The organism is Aliigemmobacter aestuarii (assembly GCF_004799285.1).
In the GTDB taxonomy this organism is placed as follows: Bacteria; Pseudomonadota; Alphaproteobacteria; order Rhodobacterales; family Rhodobacteraceae; genus Aliigemmobacter; species Aliigemmobacter aestuarii.
Genome location: NZ_SSND01000001.1, coordinates 1,032,431 through 1,048,886 on the forward strand (window position 1 = coordinate 1,032,431; position 16,456 = coordinate 1,048,886).

General features: G+C 64.7%; 17 protein-coding genes. 7 read left to right on the forward strand and 10 right to left on the reverse strand.

Going from position 1 to position 16,456, the window contains the following annotated elements:
• Window positions 1–72 precede the first annotated feature (72 nt).
• From odhB to mdh, 9 genes are all read right to left on the reverse strand, one after another.
• Window positions 73–1,290 carry a 2-oxoglutarate dehydrogenase complex dihydrolipoyllysine-residue succinyltransferase gene (gene odhB / locus E7811_RS04960; RefSeq protein WP_246020217.1) on the reverse strand — a complete coding sequence of 406 codons (1,218 nt, stop codon included), beginning with the start codon at window positions 1,288–1,290 and terminating at the stop codon, window positions 73–75.
• Window positions 1,291–1,294: 4 nt separating this feature from the next.
• A complete protein-coding gene (locus E7811_RS04965; protein ID WP_136393448.1) occupies window positions 1,295–4,258 on the reverse strand; it encodes a 2-oxoglutarate dehydrogenase E1 component in 2,964 nt (987 codons plus the stop codon).
• 62 nt (window positions 4,259–4,320) lie between these two features.
• The gene (sucD, locus tag E7811_RS04970) at window positions 4,321–5,205 is read right to left on the reverse strand and encodes a succinate--CoA ligase subunit alpha (RefSeq protein ID WP_136393449.1); all 885 of its coding nucleotides are present in this window, start codon (window positions 5,203–5,205) and stop codon (window positions 4,321–4,323) included.
• 4 nt (window positions 5,206–5,209) lie between these two features.
• Complete coding sequence (gene sucC / locus E7811_RS04975) at window positions 5,210–6,403, reverse strand: ADP-forming succinate--CoA ligase subunit beta (RefSeq protein WP_136393450.1); 1,194 nt, start codon at window positions 6,401–6,403, stop codon at window positions 5,210–5,212.
• A 170-nt stretch (window positions 6,404–6,573) separates the two neighbouring features.
• On the reverse strand, window positions 6,574–7,254 hold the full coding sequence (locus E7811_RS04980) for a class I SAM-dependent methyltransferase (protein WP_136393451.1): 681 nt from the start codon (window positions 7,252–7,254) through the stop codon (window positions 6,574–6,576).
• Window positions 7,251–8,486, reverse strand: a complete 1,236-nt coding sequence (gene pepT / locus E7811_RS04985) for a peptidase T (RefSeq protein ID WP_136393452.1) — start codon at window positions 8,484–8,486, stop codon at window positions 7,251–7,253. Before pepT ends, E7811_RS04980 begins: the two co-directional genes overlap by 4 nt.
• Window positions 8,487–8,557: 71 nt before the next feature.
• Entirely contained in the window at window positions 8,558–9,433 is an 876-nt protein-coding gene (locus E7811_RS04990) for a glycosyltransferase family protein (RefSeq protein ID WP_136393453.1), read from the reverse strand.
• A gap of 246 nt (window positions 9,434–9,679) precedes the next feature.
• On the reverse strand, window positions 9,680–9,886 hold the full coding sequence (locus E7811_RS04995) for a hypothetical protein (protein ID WP_136393454.1): 207 nt from the start codon (window positions 9,884–9,886) through the stop codon (window positions 9,680–9,682).
• A gap of 385 nt (window positions 9,887–10,271) precedes the next feature.
• Entirely contained in the window at window positions 10,272–11,234 is a 963-nt protein-coding gene (gene mdh / locus E7811_RS05000) for a malate dehydrogenase (RefSeq protein ID WP_136393455.1), read from the reverse strand.
• A gap of 217 nt (window positions 11,235–11,451) precedes the next feature.
• Here mdh and E7811_RS05005 point away from each other — a divergent pair, with 217 nt between their 5' ends.
• Window positions 11,452–12,201 carry a sulfite exporter TauE/SafE family protein gene (locus tag E7811_RS05005; RefSeq protein ID WP_136393456.1) on the forward strand — a complete coding sequence of 250 codons (750 nt, stop codon included), beginning with the start codon at window positions 11,452–11,454 and terminating at the stop codon, window positions 12,199–12,201.
• Between the two features lie 45 nt (window positions 12,202–12,246).
• Here the strand turns inward: E7811_RS05005 and E7811_RS05010 are convergent, their stop codons facing one another.
• Entirely contained in the window at window positions 12,247–12,555 is a 309-nt protein-coding gene (locus E7811_RS05010; RefSeq protein ID WP_136393457.1) for a hypothetical protein, read from the reverse strand.
• A 184-nt stretch (window positions 12,556–12,739) separates the two neighbouring features.
• Between E7811_RS05010 and E7811_RS05015 the strand changes: the two genes are divergently transcribed.
• The 6 genes from E7811_RS05015 (at window position 12,740) to sdhD (ending at window position 16,452) form a co-directional block, all read left to right on the forward strand.
• Window positions 12,740–13,603 carry an HpcH/HpaI aldolase/citrate lyase family protein gene (locus E7811_RS05015; RefSeq protein WP_136393458.1) on the forward strand — a complete coding sequence of 288 codons (864 nt, stop codon included), beginning with the start codon at window positions 12,740–12,742 and terminating at the stop codon, window positions 13,601–13,603.
• Window positions 13,604–13,642: 39 nt separating this feature from the next.
• The gene (locus E7811_RS05020) at window positions 13,643–14,188 is read left to right on the forward strand and encodes an NnrU family protein (RefSeq protein ID WP_136393459.1); all 546 of its coding nucleotides are present in this window, start codon (window positions 13,643–13,645) and stop codon (window positions 14,186–14,188) included.
• A gap of 4 nt (window positions 14,189–14,192) precedes the next feature.
• Window positions 14,193–14,396 (forward strand): DUF1737 domain-containing protein, encoded by a 204-nt coding sequence (locus tag E7811_RS05025; protein WP_136393460.1) that lies wholly within the window; start codon window positions 14,193–14,195, stop codon window positions 14,394–14,396.
• A complete protein-coding gene (locus E7811_RS05030; RefSeq protein WP_136393461.1) occupies window positions 14,396–15,427 on the forward strand; it encodes a MaoC family dehydratase in 1,032 nt (343 codons plus the stop codon). Before E7811_RS05025 ends, E7811_RS05030 begins: the two co-directional genes overlap by 1 nt.
• 259 nt (window positions 15,428–15,686) lie before the next feature.
• The gene (sdhC, locus tag E7811_RS05035) at window positions 15,687–16,070 is read left to right on the forward strand and encodes a succinate dehydrogenase, cytochrome b556 subunit (protein WP_136393462.1); all 384 of its coding nucleotides are present in this window, start codon (window positions 15,687–15,689) and stop codon (window positions 16,068–16,070) included.
• A gap of 10 nt (window positions 16,071–16,080) precedes the next feature.
• Complete coding sequence (gene sdhD, locus E7811_RS05040) at window positions 16,081–16,452, forward strand: succinate dehydrogenase, hydrophobic membrane anchor protein (protein ID WP_136393463.1); 372 nt, start codon at window positions 16,081–16,083, stop codon at window positions 16,450–16,452.
• The last annotated feature ends 4 nt before the right edge of the window (window positions 16,453–16,456 follow it).

Sequence of the window (16,456 nt, forward strand, 5' to 3'; positions counted from 1 at the left end):
CGGAGTGTTTGTCAGGCCGGTGGGGTGGAACCCCAACCTGCCGGCCCGCAGTGGGCGTTTTCAATCCACCCGTCACAGGTCCATCAGCAACCGGCGCGGGTCTTCCAGCGCTTCCTTGACGCGCACGAGGAAGGTCACGGCGCCCTTGCCGTCGACGATGCGGTGATCGTAGCTGAGCGCGAGATACATCATCGGGCGGATCACGATCTGGCCGTTCACGACCACGGGGCGATCCTGGATCTTGTGCATGCCGAGGATGCCCGACTGCGGCGGGTTCAGGATCGGCGAGGACATGAGCGAGCCATAGACGCCGCCGTTCGAGATGGTGAAGGACCCGCCCTGCATTTCGGCCATGGAAAGCTTGCCGTCGCGGGCGCGAGCGCCCAGTTCGGCGATCTTCTTCTCGATCGCGGCAAAGCCCATCTGGTCGGCATCGCGCACCACCGGAACCACAAGGCCGGACGGCGTGCCCACGGCCACGCCCATGTGGACATAGTTCTTGTAGACGATGTCGGTGCCGTCGATTTCGGCGTTGACCTCGGGCACTTCCTTCAGCGCGTGGCAGCAGGCCTTCACGAAGAAGGACATGAAGCCCATCTTGACGCCGTGCTTCTTCTCGAACTGGTCCTTGAAGGCATTGCGCAGGTCCATGATGCCGGACATGTCCACCTCGTTGTAGGTGGTCAGCATGGCGGCGGTGTTCTGGCTGTCCTTCAGACGGCGCGCGATGGTCTGGCGCAGCTTGGTCATCTTGACGCGTTCTTCGCGCGCGGCGTCATCGGCAGGAACCGGCGCGCGCGGGATGGCGGGTGCAGCCGGGGCGGCCACCGGTGCGGCGGCGGCAGCCGCCACCGCGCGGGCCACGTCTTCCTTCATCACGCGGCCGTCGCGGCCGGTGCCCTGGACCTTGTCGGGCGAAAGCCCCGCTTCGGCCATCGCCTTTTTCGCGGCGGGGGCGTCTTCGACATCCTTCGCGGCAGGGGCGGCGGCAGGCGCCGGGGCGGGCTCGGCCTTGGGCGCGGCGGCGGCGGGCGCGGGCGCGGCTGCGGCCCCGCCTTCGACCAGCGTCGCCAGAAGGCCCGCGGCGGTCACGGTATCGCCTTCCTTGGCGAGGATTTCGCCCAGGACGCCCGCGGCGGGCGAGGGAACATCCAGCGACACCTTGTCGGTTTCCAGTTCGCACAGGATCTCGTCCACGGCGACGGCATCGCCCGGTTTCTTGAACCAGGTGGCGACAGTGGCCTCGGTGACGCTTTCGCCGAGCGCGGGGACACGGACTTCAACGGTCATGATCTCATTTCCCTTCGAAAGACAGCGCTTCGTTCACGAGCGCTTCCTGTTCCATCTTGTGTTTCGAGGCGAGGCCCGTCGCGGGCGAGGCCGAGGCGCTGCGGCCGACATAGCGGGCCCGGCTTGACGCGCCGCCCACCTGTTCAAGCACCCATTCGATGTTCGGCTCGATGAAGGACCAGTAGCCCTGGTTCTTGGGCTCTTCCTGGCACCAAATGATCTCGGCCTGCGGGAAGCGACCCAGTTCCGCGCGCAGCGATTGCGCCGGGAACGGGTAAAGCTGTTCCACCCGCAGGATATAGACATCGTCGGCCCCGCGTGCGTCGCGTTCGGCCAGAAGGTCGTAATAGACCTTGCCGCTGCACATCACCACGCGGCGGATCTTGGAATCGGGCTTCAGCGTCAGGTTCGAATTGCCCTTTTCGGCGTCGTCCCACAGGATGCGGTGGAAGGTCGAGCCGGTGGTGAAATCCTCGGCGGTGCTGATGCACATCGGATGACGCAAAAGCGACTTCGGCGTCATCAGGATCAGCGGCTTGCGGAAATCGCGGTGGATCTGGCGCCGCAGGATGTGGAAGTAGTTCGCCGGGGTCGAACAGTTGGCAACGATCCAGTTGTCATGCGCCGACATCTGCAGGAACCGCTCAGGGCGGGCCGAGGAATGTTCCGGACCCTGCCCCTCGAAGCCATGCGGCAACAGGACCACAAGCCCCGACATCCGCAGCCATTTGGATTCGCCCGAGTTGATGAACTGGTCGAACATGATCTGCGCGCCGTTAGCGAAATCGCCGAACTGGGCTTCCCACAGCGTCAGCGCGTTCGGTTCGGCCAGAGAATAGCCATATTCGAAGCCCAAGACCGCGTATTCCGACAGCATCGAATCGATCACCTCGTACCGCGCCTGACCGGCGCGGACGTGGTTCAGCGGGTAATAGCGTTCCTCGGTCGCCTGGTCGATCAGGCCGGAATGGCGCTGGCTGAAGGTGCCGCGGGTGCAGTCCTGGCCGGCCAGACGCACCGGGAAGCCTTCGGTCAGAAGCGAACCGAAGGCCAGCGCCTCGGCCGTGGCCCAGTCAAAGCCGCGGCCGTCGTCGAACATCTTCTTCTTGGCCTCAAGCTGCCGTGCGACGGTCTTGTGGATGTCGAAACCTTCGGGGACGCGGGTCAGGGCGCCGCCCAGTTCGGCCAGGGTTTCGGGTTTGATCGAGGTGTTGCCGGCGTTGTACTGCTGGCCCTCTTTCGAAAGGTTCTTCCAGCGGCCGTCCAGCCAGTCGGCCTTGTTCGGCTTGTAATCCTTGCCGGCCTCGAATTCCTCGTTCAGGCGCGCCTGGAAGGCGGCCTTCATGTCCTCGATCTCGCCTTCCGGGATCAGGCCGTCCTTGACCAGACGTTCGGTGTAAAGCTGAAGCGTGGTCTTGTGGCGCTTGATGCGGTTGTACATCGCCGGGTTGGTGAACATCGGCTCGTCGCCTTCGTTGTGACCGAAGCGGCGATAGCAGAAGATGTCGATGACCACGTCCTTGCCGAACTTCTGGCGGAACTCGGTCGCGACCTTGGCGGCATGGACCACGGCCTCGGGGTCATCCCCGTTCACATGGAAGATCGGGGCCTCGACCATCAGGGCGATGTCGGTCGGATAGGGCGAGCTGCGGCTGAAATGCGGTGCAGTGGTAAACCCGATCTGGTTGTTCACCACGATATGCATCGTCCCGCCGGTGCGGTGGCCCTTGATCCCCGAAAGCTGGAAGCATTCGGCCACCACGCCCTGCCCGGCAAAGGCCGCGTCGCCATGCAGCAGGATCGGCATGACCGAACGGCGTTCGGCATCGCCCAGCTGGTCCTGCTTGGCTCGCACCTTGCCAAGGACGACGGGGTTCACCGCCTCGAGGTGGCTGGGGTTCGCCGTCAGCGACAGGTGCACGGTGTTGCCGTCGAACGTCCGGTCGGACGAGGCGCCCAGGTGATACTTCACATCGCCCGAGCCATCCACATCCTCGGGCTTGAAGCTGCCGCCCTGGAATTCGTTGAAGATCGCGCGATAGGGCTTGCCCATCACATTGGCCAGAACCGACAGGCGGCCGCGGTGCGGCATGCCGATGACGATTTCCTTCACGCCAAGCGCACCGCCGCGCTTGATGATCTGTTCCATCGCCGGGATCAGGCTTTCGCCGCCGTCCAGACCGAAACGCTTGGTCCCCATGTACTTGACATGCAGGAACTTTTCAAAGCCCTCGGCCTCGACCAGCTTGTTTAGGATGGCCTTGCGGCCCTCGCGGGTAAAGGCAATTTCCTTGCCGTAGCCTTCGATCCGTTCCTTCAGCCAGGCGGCCTGTTCGGGATCGGAGATGTGCATGTATTGCAGCGCGAAGGTGCCGCAATAGGTGCGCTTCACGATGTCCATGATCTGCCGCATCGAGGCGGTTTCCAGACCCAGCACCTTGTCGATGAAGATGGGGCGGTCCATGTCGGCCTCGGTGAAGCCGTAGGATTTCGGCTCGAGTTCCGGATGCGGGGTCTGGTCGCGCATGTTCAGCGGGTCCAGATCGGCGATCAGATGGCCCCGGATGCGATAGGCGCGGATGATCATCAGCGCGCGGATCGAATCCAGCACGGCGCGCCGGATCTGGTCATCCGAAAGGCTGATCCCCGCCTCGGCGGCCTTGGCGGCGATCTTCTGGCCGGCGCCCTTTGCCTCTTTCGGGGCAAGCGGCCATTCGCCGGTCAGCGCAGCGGTCAGGTCATCGGCCGGCACCGGCGGCCAGTCGGCGCGCGCCCAGGACGGGCCCGCGGCGGCACGCTTTGCTTCCACCTCGGTTTCGCCAAGGGCACGGAAGAATTCGGCCCAACCGGCCTCGACCGAATTCGGATCATTGGCGAAACGCGCCTGAAGCTGGTCGATGTACTCGGCATTCGCGCCATCCATGAAGGATTGCGCGTGATACGTGGCGTTGGGGGAATGGTCGTTCATGGCTGCACCTGACCTGTTGAAAGCCCGCGCCCCGCAGACAGGGGGCACGGGCCGGTGTCGTCTTATTTTCCGAGCGCCTTCATCACCGCCTCGCCCAGATGGGCGGGGCTTTCGGCGACGACGATGCCGGCGGATTTCATCGCTTCGATCTTCGATTCCGCGTCGCCCTTGCCGCCCGAGACGATGGCGCCGGCATGGCCCATGCGGCGGCCGGGGGGGGCTGTGCGGCCGGCGATGAACCCGGCGGTGGGCTTCCAGCGGCCCTTCTTGCGTTCGGACGCCAGGAATTCGGCGGCCTCTTCTTCCGCCGAACCGCCGATTTCACCGATCATGATGATCGAGGTGGTTTCCGGGTCGGCCAGGAACATCTCAAGCACGTCGATATGTTCGGTGCCCTTGATCGGGTCGCCGCCGATGCCCACGGCCGAGGATTGGCCAAGGCCGAGGTCCGAGGTCTGCTTGACCGCCTCATAGGTCAGCGTGCCCGAACGCGACACCACGCCCACGGAACCGCGGCGGTGGATGTGGCCCGGCATGATGCCGATCTTGCAGGCGTCCGGGGTGATCACGCCGGGGCAGTTCGGCCCGATCAGCCGTGATTTCGACCCTTCCAGCGCGCGCTTGACCTTCATCATGTCCAGCACCGGAATACCTTCGGTGATGCAGACGATCAGCTCCATCTCGGCGTCGATCGCCTCGAGGATCGAGTCGGCCGCGAAGGGCGGCGGCACATAGATCGCCGTCGCATTGGCGCCGGTCACATGGCGCGCCTCGTGTACCGAGTTGAACACGGGCAGGTTCAGGTGGGTCGTGCCACCCTTGCCCGGCGTCACGCCGCCGACCATCCTGGTGCCATAGGCGATGGCCTGTTCCGAGTGGAATGTGCCCTGCGAGCCGGTGAAGCCCTGACAGATCACCTTGGTGTTTTCGTTGACGAGAACGGCCATTGGATTATCCCTTCACCGCTTTGACGATCTTCTGCGCGGCGTCGGCGAGGTTGTCGCCCGCGATGACGTTCAGACCGGATTTGTTGATGATTTCCTTGCCCAGTTCCACGTTCGTGCCTTCCAGACGCACGACCAGCGGCACCGTCAGGCCCACCTCTTTCACCGCAGCGATCACGCCCTCGGCGATCACGTCGCAGCGCATGATGCCGCCGAAGATGTTGACGAGGATGCCCTTCACGTTCGGGTCCGAGGTGATGATCTTGAACGCCTCGGTCACCTTTTCCTTGGTGGCGCCGCCGCCCACGTCCAGGAAGTTGGCGGGTTCGGCCCCGTAAAGCTTGATGATGTCCATCGTGGCCATCGCCAGGCCCGCGCCGTTCACCATGCAGCCGATCTCGCCATCCAGGGCGATGTAGTTCAGGTCGAACTTGGACGCGGCCAGTTCCTTGGGGTCTTCTTCCGTCTCGTCGCGCAGGGCGGCGATGTCGGCGTGGCGATAGATCGCGTTGCCGTCAAAGCCCATCTTGGCATCAAGGCATTTCAGGTTGCCGTCGGGCGTCACGATCAGCGGGTTGATCTCCAGCATCTCCATGTCCTTCTCGACGAAGGCCTTGTAGAGTGTCTTGACCAGCGCCACGCACTGCTTGACCTGGTTGCCTTCCAGCCCGAGGGCAAAGGCCACGCGGCGACCGTGGAAATCGGAAAGGCCGGTGGCCGGGTCGATTGTGAAGGTCAGGATCTTTTCAGGCGTGTCATGCGCCACGTCCTCGATCGACATGCCGCCTTCGGTGGAGGCCACGAACGAGATGCGGCTAGTCTTCCGGTCGATCAGCAGCGCGAGATAAAGCTCGCGGGCGATGTCGGAACCATCCTCGATGTAGATCCGGTTCACTTGCTTGCCCGCGGGGCCGGTCTGCACCGTGACAAGCGTGCGGCCCAGCATCTGCTTGGCATGGGCCTCGGCCTCTTCGACCGAACGGGCCAGGCGCACGCCGCCCTTCTCGCCCGCCTCGGCTTCCTTGAAGTGGCCCTTGCCGCGGCCGCCGGCATGGATCTGCGCCTTGACCACCCAGAGCGGGCCATCGAGTTCGCCCGCCGCGGTCTTTGCCTCTTCCGCTTTCAGGACGACGCGGCCGTCCGACACCGGGGCGCCATAGGCGCGAAGGATCGCCTTGGCCTGATATTCGTGGATGTTCATGGAACTGTCCCGTCTGGTGGTGATTTGGGGGCGTCATGCCACAGAAAAAGGCAGCCACAAAACGCGATTTCCGGAAAATGCGGGTTTTGGGACAGAAAAGCGACAATTGTGATCACAGCAAGAAAAAGTGTGATCACAAAGCTGAATCCGTTATCGCAAACGACGAATCGTCAGGGGCTTTCCGCGCCAGCCGGAGGCCGGGCCACGAACAGGATCTGGCCGCGCGGCAGCATTACCTCGCGCCGCGCGACGGTCCAGCCCGCGCTGGCAACGGCGGCGCACACCTCGGCCTCGCGCATGTGGCGCGGGGCACGGTCAGGATGGGTCACGACCCCGTCCGCCTGCCGGAACGGTCCGCCTGCTTCTGCATCCGGGGCCAGGAAGACGGTGAACAGGAAGGCCGTCAGACGAGGCTGCCGCGTGGCGAGGCTGGCCATGACCTGCCGCAGCGGATCGCCGGGCAGGTGGGTGAAGACGCCGAAGGCGATGGCATAGTCGATGTCTTCGGGTATGCCCGTCAGGCTGAAATCCGCATCCTCGACCAGATGGGACAAAGGCAGCTTGTCCCTGTCCGCCAGTTCCGTTTCCCAGCCGCGCCGCATCAACGCGCCCGAGGCGTCGGTGCCCCAGTAGTGACCGGGTTCAAGGAACGGAACCGCCTTGCAGCCCAGCCTAAGGGCACCGCAGCCGATATCCAGCAGCCGGTGATGGGGCTGCATCCCCTCGGCCCGCAGGATCGCCATCTGCGCGCGCCCGGTTTCGTCCCAACGTCCGCCGACGATGTCGCGGTGCCGCCCTTCGGTCAGCGCGCGATCATAGAACCCCGCCGCCAGATAGGGCCAGCCGCTCACCCCTGCGCCGCCCCGGCGACAAGGTTCAGCATGAGGTCGGTTGCCTTTTCCATGTCCTGGACCGAGATCCATTCCAGCGGGCCGTGGATGTTCTGCATCCCCGTGAACAGGTTCGGGCAGGGCAGGCCCATCTCGGTCAGCCGGGATCCGTCGGTGCCGCCCCGGATCGGCACGGAAACGGGTTCGACCCCCACCGCACGGCAGGCGGCGCGCGCCAGATCGACGGGCGTCATGTCCTTTTCCAGCCAATAGCGCATGTTGCGATACTGCGGGCGGATCGTGCAGGTGATCGCGGCGCGCGGTTCGGCGGCCTGAAGCGTCGCGCAGATCTCTTGCAGCAACGCGCCCTTGGACGCGAGGCCATCAAGTTCGAAATCCCGCAGGATGAACCGGATAACAGCCTCGGACGAGGACCCACTCAGTTCATAGACATGGATGAACCCGTCGCGCCCGTCTGTCACCTCGGGCACCATCGTGCCCTGCGGGATCGCATCGACGATCTTCGCCGCCAGATGCAGCGCGTTCACCATCTTGCCCTTGGCAAAGCCGGGATGGATCGACACGCCCTTGACGGTGACGACCGCGCCATCGGCCGAAAAGGTTTCATACTCGATCTCGCCCAGGGCTCCGCCGTCGAAGGTATAGGCGAAGTCGGCCGCCATGTCGTGCACCAGCCGTTCGTCGAAGCCGCCTCCGATCTCTTCGTCAGGGGTAAAGGCCAGGCGGATCGTCGGACGTGGCGCATCCGGATGGCTCAGCAGATGCCGCGCGGCTGTCATGATGATGGCGACGCCTGCCTTGTCATCGGCCCCCAGCAGGGTCGTGCCCGATGCGGTCACAAGGTCATGCCCGACCTTTTCGGCCAGATAGGGGAATTCTTCGGGCGACAGCACCAGTCCGGGCACATCGGGAAAGGTGATCTCGCCACCGTTGTAGCCCTTGATCACCCGCGGCTTCACACCGGTCGCGTTGAACTGGGGCGCGGTGTCGACATGGGCCAGAAAGCCGATCACGGGTCCGTCGGCCGTGCCGGGGATCGTTGCCAGCACGCAGCCGTATTCCGTCAGCCGCACATCCGCCGCGCCGATTTCCGTCAGTTCCGCCTCAAGCAGGCGCAGCATGTCCCATTGCTGCGGGGTCGAGGGCCTTTGCCCAGTGCTTTCGTCGCTCTGGCTGTCGATGGCGCAATATCGCGTCAGGCGGGATTCGAGTTCGTCAGAAAAACGGGTCATGGCATCCTCCGGTCGCGCCGATGTGGCCGCCGGGGTGGCGGCTTGTCAATGCCGGTCGGGCCGGACCGGGATCAGGTGAAGAACCGCCGCACCTTGCGCGCCAGCCGGTAGACGAAGGGTGCCTTGCGGAAAGTGTCACCCACATAGGTGCGGAAATCCCGGGCCGCCCCCAGCGTGCGGTCCGTGCGGATCAGGGAATTGAGCTTGTCGCGCATCGGCGGGGTCAACAGGGCCGCGACATCGAACGGCTGGTCCACCGGTTCCTGATGGCTGTCATCCTCGTGCAGGCGGGTCAGATGCAGGAACCGGGGCGCCATCATGCGGTTCGAGCTGACCCGCAGGGTGGCGGGGTGCATCTGGTTGTATTCCATCGGCAGGATGACGACCCGCATCCCATCGCGGTTCTCATACAGCAGCTCGCGCAAAAGAGGCTGGTCGAACATCAGTTTCAGCGCGACAAAGTCATCCTGCCAGCGTTGCAGGAAGGCTTCGGTCCGGGGGGTCTTGCGCACCCCCAGAACCCCGCTGTTCACCTGCCGGAAGGCGTGCGGGATCTCGCGGCGGACCTTTTGCAGATGCACGGGTGAACTGCCGTACAGTTCGTGCGCGCCGGCGAACTCGGTCTCTTTCAGCACCTCGAACAATTCCGGCACGGGGGCCACCATGACCACGTCGCAATCCAGATAGACCGTCCGTTCGAACCGCGACCGGCGCAGCGCCTCCATCTTGGGGCGCGGGCCGCCAGCCTCAAGGAGGTGCACACGGTCGAACACCGGATCGTCAAGCGGGCTGTCGGTGAACAGGTCGATCGCGATATCGGGCATCACGCTGCGCACCGTGCGCGCGGCCCGGCGCGCCAGCTTGCGATAGCCCTCGCCCGTTGCGGCCAGAACGAACCCCCGCGCGGGTGCGGGGTCTTCAACCTGCAGGGTCCTGTCTTCCGTCATTGGGTCACCACGCGAAGCAGCCGGCCGATGCGCCGCACAAGGCCTTCTGGCACGATGTCGGCATGGCACCTGTCCTTGTCACAGGTCGGGCGCGCTGGCCAGTCCCGATCTCGGGAAATCAGTTCGACCAGCCGTGCGGCGCGGCTGTCAGGCAGAAGTTCCGGCAGGGCAAAGGGCGTGGTCGCATCGCCCGGCGGGCGGCGATGGAGGTCGCGGACATGAGGGATGCTCGGCGCGCCGAAATGATCAGCGCCAGATATCCAGCGCCTCTGGCCAGATCATGTTGTATTCATGTGGAATCACGATGAAGGGCAACCGGTGTTCGTGAAGACACGCGCGGAAATGCCCCTGATCGACCTTCGCCCCCTCGTTGCACAACCGGGCTTCCCAATCGGTCAGGAACCGGCCCGTCCGGCGGTTGCGGCGCATCGCCGGAACGCCGGTGTTCAGCATCGGAAAGGCGCGCAGGATGGCCGGACCGATTTACAACTGCGCCACCCGCGCCCCCCCTGCGCGGCGGCGAAATCGGCGCGATCCGGCAGGTCGAAGAGTTCCGACACATCGCAAAGAACCGCGGTATCGGAATCGAGAACCACCGTGCGGTCAAAGCGTGACCGGCGCAGCGCTTCGATCTTCCGCCGGTGGAAATCGTCCGCCAAAAGGAAAATCCGGCCGAAGACGTCATCTTCGACCGGAATGTTCGTTTATAGGTCGATGCTTGCGCGCGGCATGGCCAGACGCAGCGTCCTTGCCGCGCGCCTGGCTGTCGCGAGATAACTCGCGCCGGTTGCGGCATAGATGAAACCGCAGTCCGCCCGGCGCTACATGGCCCGATCGGTCAGGCGAGCGAGGGGTCGATGCCCTTGCAGGCCTCGACAAGACCCTTCACCGCGTCGACCGACTTCTGGAACATCACCTGCTCGTCGGCGTTCAGCTTGATGTCGACGATCTTCTCGATCCCGCCGGCGCCGATGATGGTGGGCACGCCCACATACATGCCGTTCAGGCCGAATTCGCCATTGCAGAAGGCCGCGCAGGGCAGCAGGCGCTTCTGGTCCTTCAGATAGGCCTCGGCCATCTCGATGGCGCTGGTGGCGGGGGCGTAGAAGGCCGAACCGGTCTTCAGCAGGCCCACGATTTCCGCGCCGCCGTCACGGGTACGCTGGACGATGGCATCCATCTTTTCCTGCGTGGTCCAGCCCATGGCGACCAGATCGGGCAGCGGGATGCCCGCAACGGTCGAATAACGGACCAGCGGAACCATCGTGTCGCCGTGTCCACCCAGAACGAAAGCGGTGACGTCGCGCATCGACACGCCGAATTCCACCGACAGGAAATGACGGAAGCGCGCCGAATCCAGCACGCCGGCCATGCCGACCACCTTGTTCGCGGGCAGGCCCGAGAACTGCTGCAGCGCCCAGACCATCGCATCCAGCGGGTTGGTGATGCAGATCACGAAAGCGTTCGGCGCATGGGCCTTGATGCCCTCGCCCACCGATTTCATCACCTTCAGGTTGATGCCCAGCAGGTCGTCGCGGCTCATGCCCGGTTTGCGCGGCACGCCGGCCGTGACGATGCAGACATCGGCGCCCGCGATGTCGGCGTAATCGTTCGTGCCCTTGAACGAACCGTCAAACCCTTCCGAAGGGCCGGATTCGGCGATGTCCAGCGCCTTGCCCTGGGGGGTGCCTTCGGCGATGTCGAAAAGGACAACGTCACCGAGTTCCTTGATCGCGGCGAGATGGGCGAGCGTGCCGCCGATCTGCCCCGCGCCGATGAGTGCGATCTTGGGTCGTGCCATGGTATCCGGTCTCCGGTCGGGTTTGTATACTGCGGTATGCCATAATCCATTCCGCCCTCGTCACGCAAGCGCGCTGCGCTGCGGCGTGGCGCTCGGGCTGTTCCGGGGCCGATGTTTGCGCTAATGCGGCCACGGGGACCGGGCAAGACCAGGCCGCCGACGAAAGAATCAGGCGCGGCGCGATCATGGGGGATTCGCCCGCCGGGGGGAAGTAGTCATGGAAGGGCCGCTGTTCTGGCTGCTGGCAGTGCTGGCGGCAATGCTGGTGGGGGCCGGAAAGGGCGGCCTGCCTGTCGTGGGCATGATGGGCGTGCCGGTGCTGTCGCTGGCCATCTCGCCCGTGACCGCGGCGGGGCTTCTGCTGCCGATCTATGTGCTGTCGGATATCTTCGGCCTCTATGCCTATCGCCACTCGTTCGACAAACGGGTGGTGGCGATCATGGCGGTCGGCATGACCGTCGGGGTAGGCATCGGCTGGGCCACCGCGCGGATCGTTCCCGAGCCGCTGGTCACCGCGATCATCGGCGCCATCGGCACGGTCTTTGCGCTGAACCTGCTGATCCGGCGTCAGGCCGCCGCGGCCCCGCGTCGCGCAGAGGTCGCACCGGGGGTGTTCTGGGGGGCCGTCACCGGATTCACCAGCTTTGTCAGCCATTCGGGCGCGCCGCCCTATCAGGTCTATGTCCTGCCTCTGCAACTGGAAAAGGCGGTGTTCGCCGGAACGGGCACCATCGCCTTTGCCTATGTCAACGCGATCAAGCTGATCCCCTACTGGCACCTCGGCCAGCTGTCGCCCGGCAATCTGAAGGTCGCGGCCTTCCTGGCCGTTCCCGCCGTCCTTGCGGTGTTCGGTGGGGTCCGTCTGGTGCGGATCATTCCCGAAAGGCTGTTCTTCCGCATCGTGACCTGGGCGCTTCTGTTCATCTCGGTCTGGTTGATGTGGAAGGGCCTGCGCGGCCTTGCGTGATCAGACGGGGCAGGCCCAAACGGGGTAGGCTCAGGCGGAGCAGGCTCAGGCGGGGCTGCCCTTCGCGGGCAGATCTTCGGCCACCGCCTCGAACCCCTCGCCGCTGGCGATCAGGCAGGACCGCCCGTCGGGCAGCGTCACGACAATCGTCCATGTCCCCGTTTCGGCAGAGGCGTAAAGCTCCATCACCTGCCCGTTCGCAGCGATCCCGACGCTGCGCCGGTTTTCGCCCCAGCGTTCGGAAAGCTGTCCGACGACACGATCGCGCGGACCGCATTGCGCGGCAAAACACGCCCCCGTGGCAAGGATCACGCCAACAAACCCCAGCGACAGCGCAAACAGGACCCGTTCCATCCGCATTTCCTTTCCGGGGCAGCGCCCCTTGCCGAAACCATGCCTTCCTGCGGGAAAGGCTGCGGCCAGAGGACGCAAAAGCGGTTAACGGAGCGCGCGCCGTTTCTGCGTTGCAGAAATTTCACCTTGCCGAATATGCCAAGACTGTGGTCTTAGACGAAACAATCTTGCTTGGGAGAGAATCATGACCGCCCGTCCCTATCGCTCTGTCCTCTACATTCCCGGCTCGAAGGAACGTGCGCTGGAAAAGGCGATGGGACTTGCGGCCGACGCGATCATCTTTGACCTGGAAGACGCGGTCGCGCCCGACGAAAAGCCGGCGGCGCGCGATCTGCTGGCGCGCGTCCTGCGCGACTGGGATTTCGGGCGGCGCGCCCGGATCGTGCGGATCAACGGGCTGGATACCGAATGGGGCGCCGCGGACGCCCATGCGATGGACGGGGCAATCGCGGCGGGCGCCAGGATCGACGCGATCCTGATCCCCAAGGTGAACGGTCCCGACGACCTTGACCGCGTGGCCGGGCTGGTCCCCGGCGCGGATCTCTGGGCGATGATGGAAACCGCGGCAGGGATGCTGAACGCCGGCGCCATTGCCGCCCATCCGCGCCTGCGCGGCATGGTCATGGGCACCAACGACCTGGCGAAGGAGCTCAACAGCCGTTTCCGCCCAGACCGGCTGGCGATGCAGGCGGGCCTTGGCCTGTGCCTGCTGGCCGCCCGCGCCCATGGAAGGGTGATCGTCGATGGTGTCTACAACGCCTTCAAGGACGAGGACGGCCTGCGTGCCGAATGCGAACAGGGCCGCGACATGGGCTTTGACGGCAAGACGCTGATCCACCCGGCGCAGCTTGACATCGCCAACGCGGCCTTCGCCCCGTCCGAGGCCGAGATCGACCTCGCCCGCCGCCAGATCGCCGCCTTCGAGGCCGCGAAGGCCGCGGGTCAGGGTGTCGCCGTGGTCGACGGCAAGATCGTGGAAAACCTGCACATCGTGACCGCGCTTGCCACGCTGGCCAAGGCCGACGCGATTGCAGCGCTGGCCGAATGAGGGCAACCTGACGGCGGTTCGCTTTCAGGGAGATGTGCGATGACCCTTATCGTTCTTGGCGTGGCGCTCTGGTGGGCCGCGCATCTTTTCAAACGGCTGGCCCCCGGCCCGCGCGCCCGGATGGGGAATGCGGGCAAAGGGATCGTTGCGGTCCTGATCCTTGTCTCGGTCGTGCTGATGGTCGTGGGCTATCGCGGCGTGGACCACATCGACCTGTGGTACCCCCCCGCCTTCCTGACCCATCTGAACAACCTCCTGATGATCCTCGCGCTGTATTTCTATGCCGCCGACGGCATGAAGACGGCGATCACGCGCAAGGTGCGGCATCCGCAGCTGACGGGGTTCAAGACCTGGGCGGTCGCGCATCTTCTGGTCAACGGCGATCTGGCTTCGGTGATCCTTTTCGGCGGGCTTCTGGCCTGGGCGGTCGTGTCGGTGATCCTGATCAATCGCGCGCAACCGGACTGGACGCCCCCGCCGCCGAAGCCCGCGAAGTTCGAGGTCTTTGCCATTGTCGGCGCGCTGGTCGCGACCGTGGCGCTCATGCTGATCCACAACTGGCTGGGCGTTCCGCCCTGGGGATGAACCGATGAAACTTTATCGCTTTCTGTCGGATGACGACACTTCGGCCTTTTGCCACAAGGTCACGGCGGCGCTGAACAAGGGCTGGGACCTGCACGGCAGCCCGACCTACGCCTTCGACGCAGCCAAGGGCATCATGCGCTGCGGACAGGCCGTCGTGAAAGAGGTGCCGGGAACCTACAGCCCCGACCTCAAGCTGGGAGAGCAGTGATGAAGACCAATCCGGGCCGGTTCTTCGAGGATTACGTTCTGGGCGAAACCATCGTCCATGCGGTGCCCCGCACGATTTCGGGCGGGGAACGGGCGCTGTATCACGCGCTTTACCCGGCGCGAGGGGCGCTTTATTCCAGCGATGAATTCGCCCGGACCTGCGGCCTGCCCGCATCGCCCCTCGATGATCTGGCGGCGTTCCATGTCATCTTCGGCAAGACCGTGCCCGACATCAGCCTGAACGCTGTCGCGAACCTTGGCTATGCCGAGGGCCGCTGGCATCGCCCGGTCTATCCGGGTGACACGCTGCGGTCGGAATCGACCGTGATCGGGCTGAAAGAGAATTCCAACGGCAAGTCGGGCGTCGTCCATGTCCGCACCCGCGGCCTGAACCAGCGCGGCGAAGTGGTGATGGACTATGTCCGTTGGGTGATGGTCCGCAAGAACCGGATGGACGCCCCCGCCTCCACCCCCGTGGCGCCGGACCTCAAACCCGCCCTCGATGCCAAGGATCTGGTGATCCCGGCGGGCCTGGATTTCACGCGCTACGATTTCACGCTGGCGGGCGAGCCGCACCGCTGGGGCGATTACGAGGTGGGCGAAAAGATCGACCATGTGGACGGCGTAACGATCGAGGAAGCCGAACACATGATCGCCACCCGGCTCTGGCAGAATACCGCCAAGGTCCATTTCGACGCGACCTTCCGCGACGACGGCAAGCGGCTGATCTATGGCGGCCATGTCATCAGCATGGCACGTGCCCTGTCGTTCAACGGTCTGGCCAATGCCCAGATGATAGTCGCGCTGAACGGCGGCGCCCATGCCAATCCCTGTTTCGCGGGCGATACCGTCAAGGCCTGGTCCGAAGTGCTGGACAAGGCGGAAACCGCGGCACCCGGCGTGGGCGCGATCCGGCTGCGCCTTGTGGCGGTGAAGCAGGGCGCGGCCCCCTTCACCCTGCGCGGCGAGGATGGAAAATACGCCCCCGAGGTGCTGCTCGACCTCGATTACTGGGCGCTGATGCCGCTCTGACCGATCCGGGCGCGTAGCAGGCCTGCACCCGCACGGCCCCACGCGCCGCGCCAGATGCGGTGAGTCGGCCGGATGAAGGGATTTGTGATCACGCGCAGAAAATTCGTGATCACAAATGCAACTTTCTTCGCGTGATACCGTAAACATGCCGCGATTGTCGCCTTTGAAAGCGTGACTTGGCCGAAAAATCCGCTATTCAGAAACCCAAAACCAGCTGGCCCGGCACGCACCCGGACCCTGCGAGACGAAGGGAAAGCCCATGGCAAACGTGAAGCGGGTCGAACGGCCCCTGTCCCCCCACCTTCAGATCTACCGCTGGCAACTGCCAATGCTGACCTCCATCCTGACCCGGATCACCGGCAACGCGCTGATCGTCGGTGTGCTTCTGGCGGTCTGGTGGCTGTTTGCCGCGGCGGTCGGACCGGAATACTTCGCGATTGCCGATGCGGTGGCGACCTCGTGGTTCGGGGATCTGGTGTTCACCGGGTCGCTTTGGGCGGTCTGGTATCACTACCTCGCGGGGCTGCGGCACCTTTACTACGACGCGGGCAAGGGGCTCGACATTCCCACGGCCGAAAAGCTGGGCTGGGGCGTTATCATCGGCTCGGTCGTCCTGACCGTCATCACCATCATTCTGGTCTGAGGAGGCACCCATGCGTTACCTGACCGACCGCAAGCGCGCCGAAGGCAAGGGTGCCTCGCACACCGGGACCGAACATCACTGGTACATGCAGATTTCGGCCGTGGGCCTGGCCTTCCTCGTGCCCACCTTCCTGTTCATCTTCGGCCGTGCCCTGGGCCAAGGCCACGATGCCGTTCTGGCCGTGTTCGCGCGGCCCTTCCCCGGCATCCTGACGGCGCTGGTGCTGTTCATCGGCATGCGCCACTTCAACAAGGGCGCCATCATGATGATCGAGGACTATGCGCGCGGCACTTCGCGCAAGCTGGCCGTGATCTTCGTGACCGCGCTTTCCTACCTTGTGATCGCCGTGGGCTTCTACGCCCTGGCCAAGATCGCGCTTTGAGAGG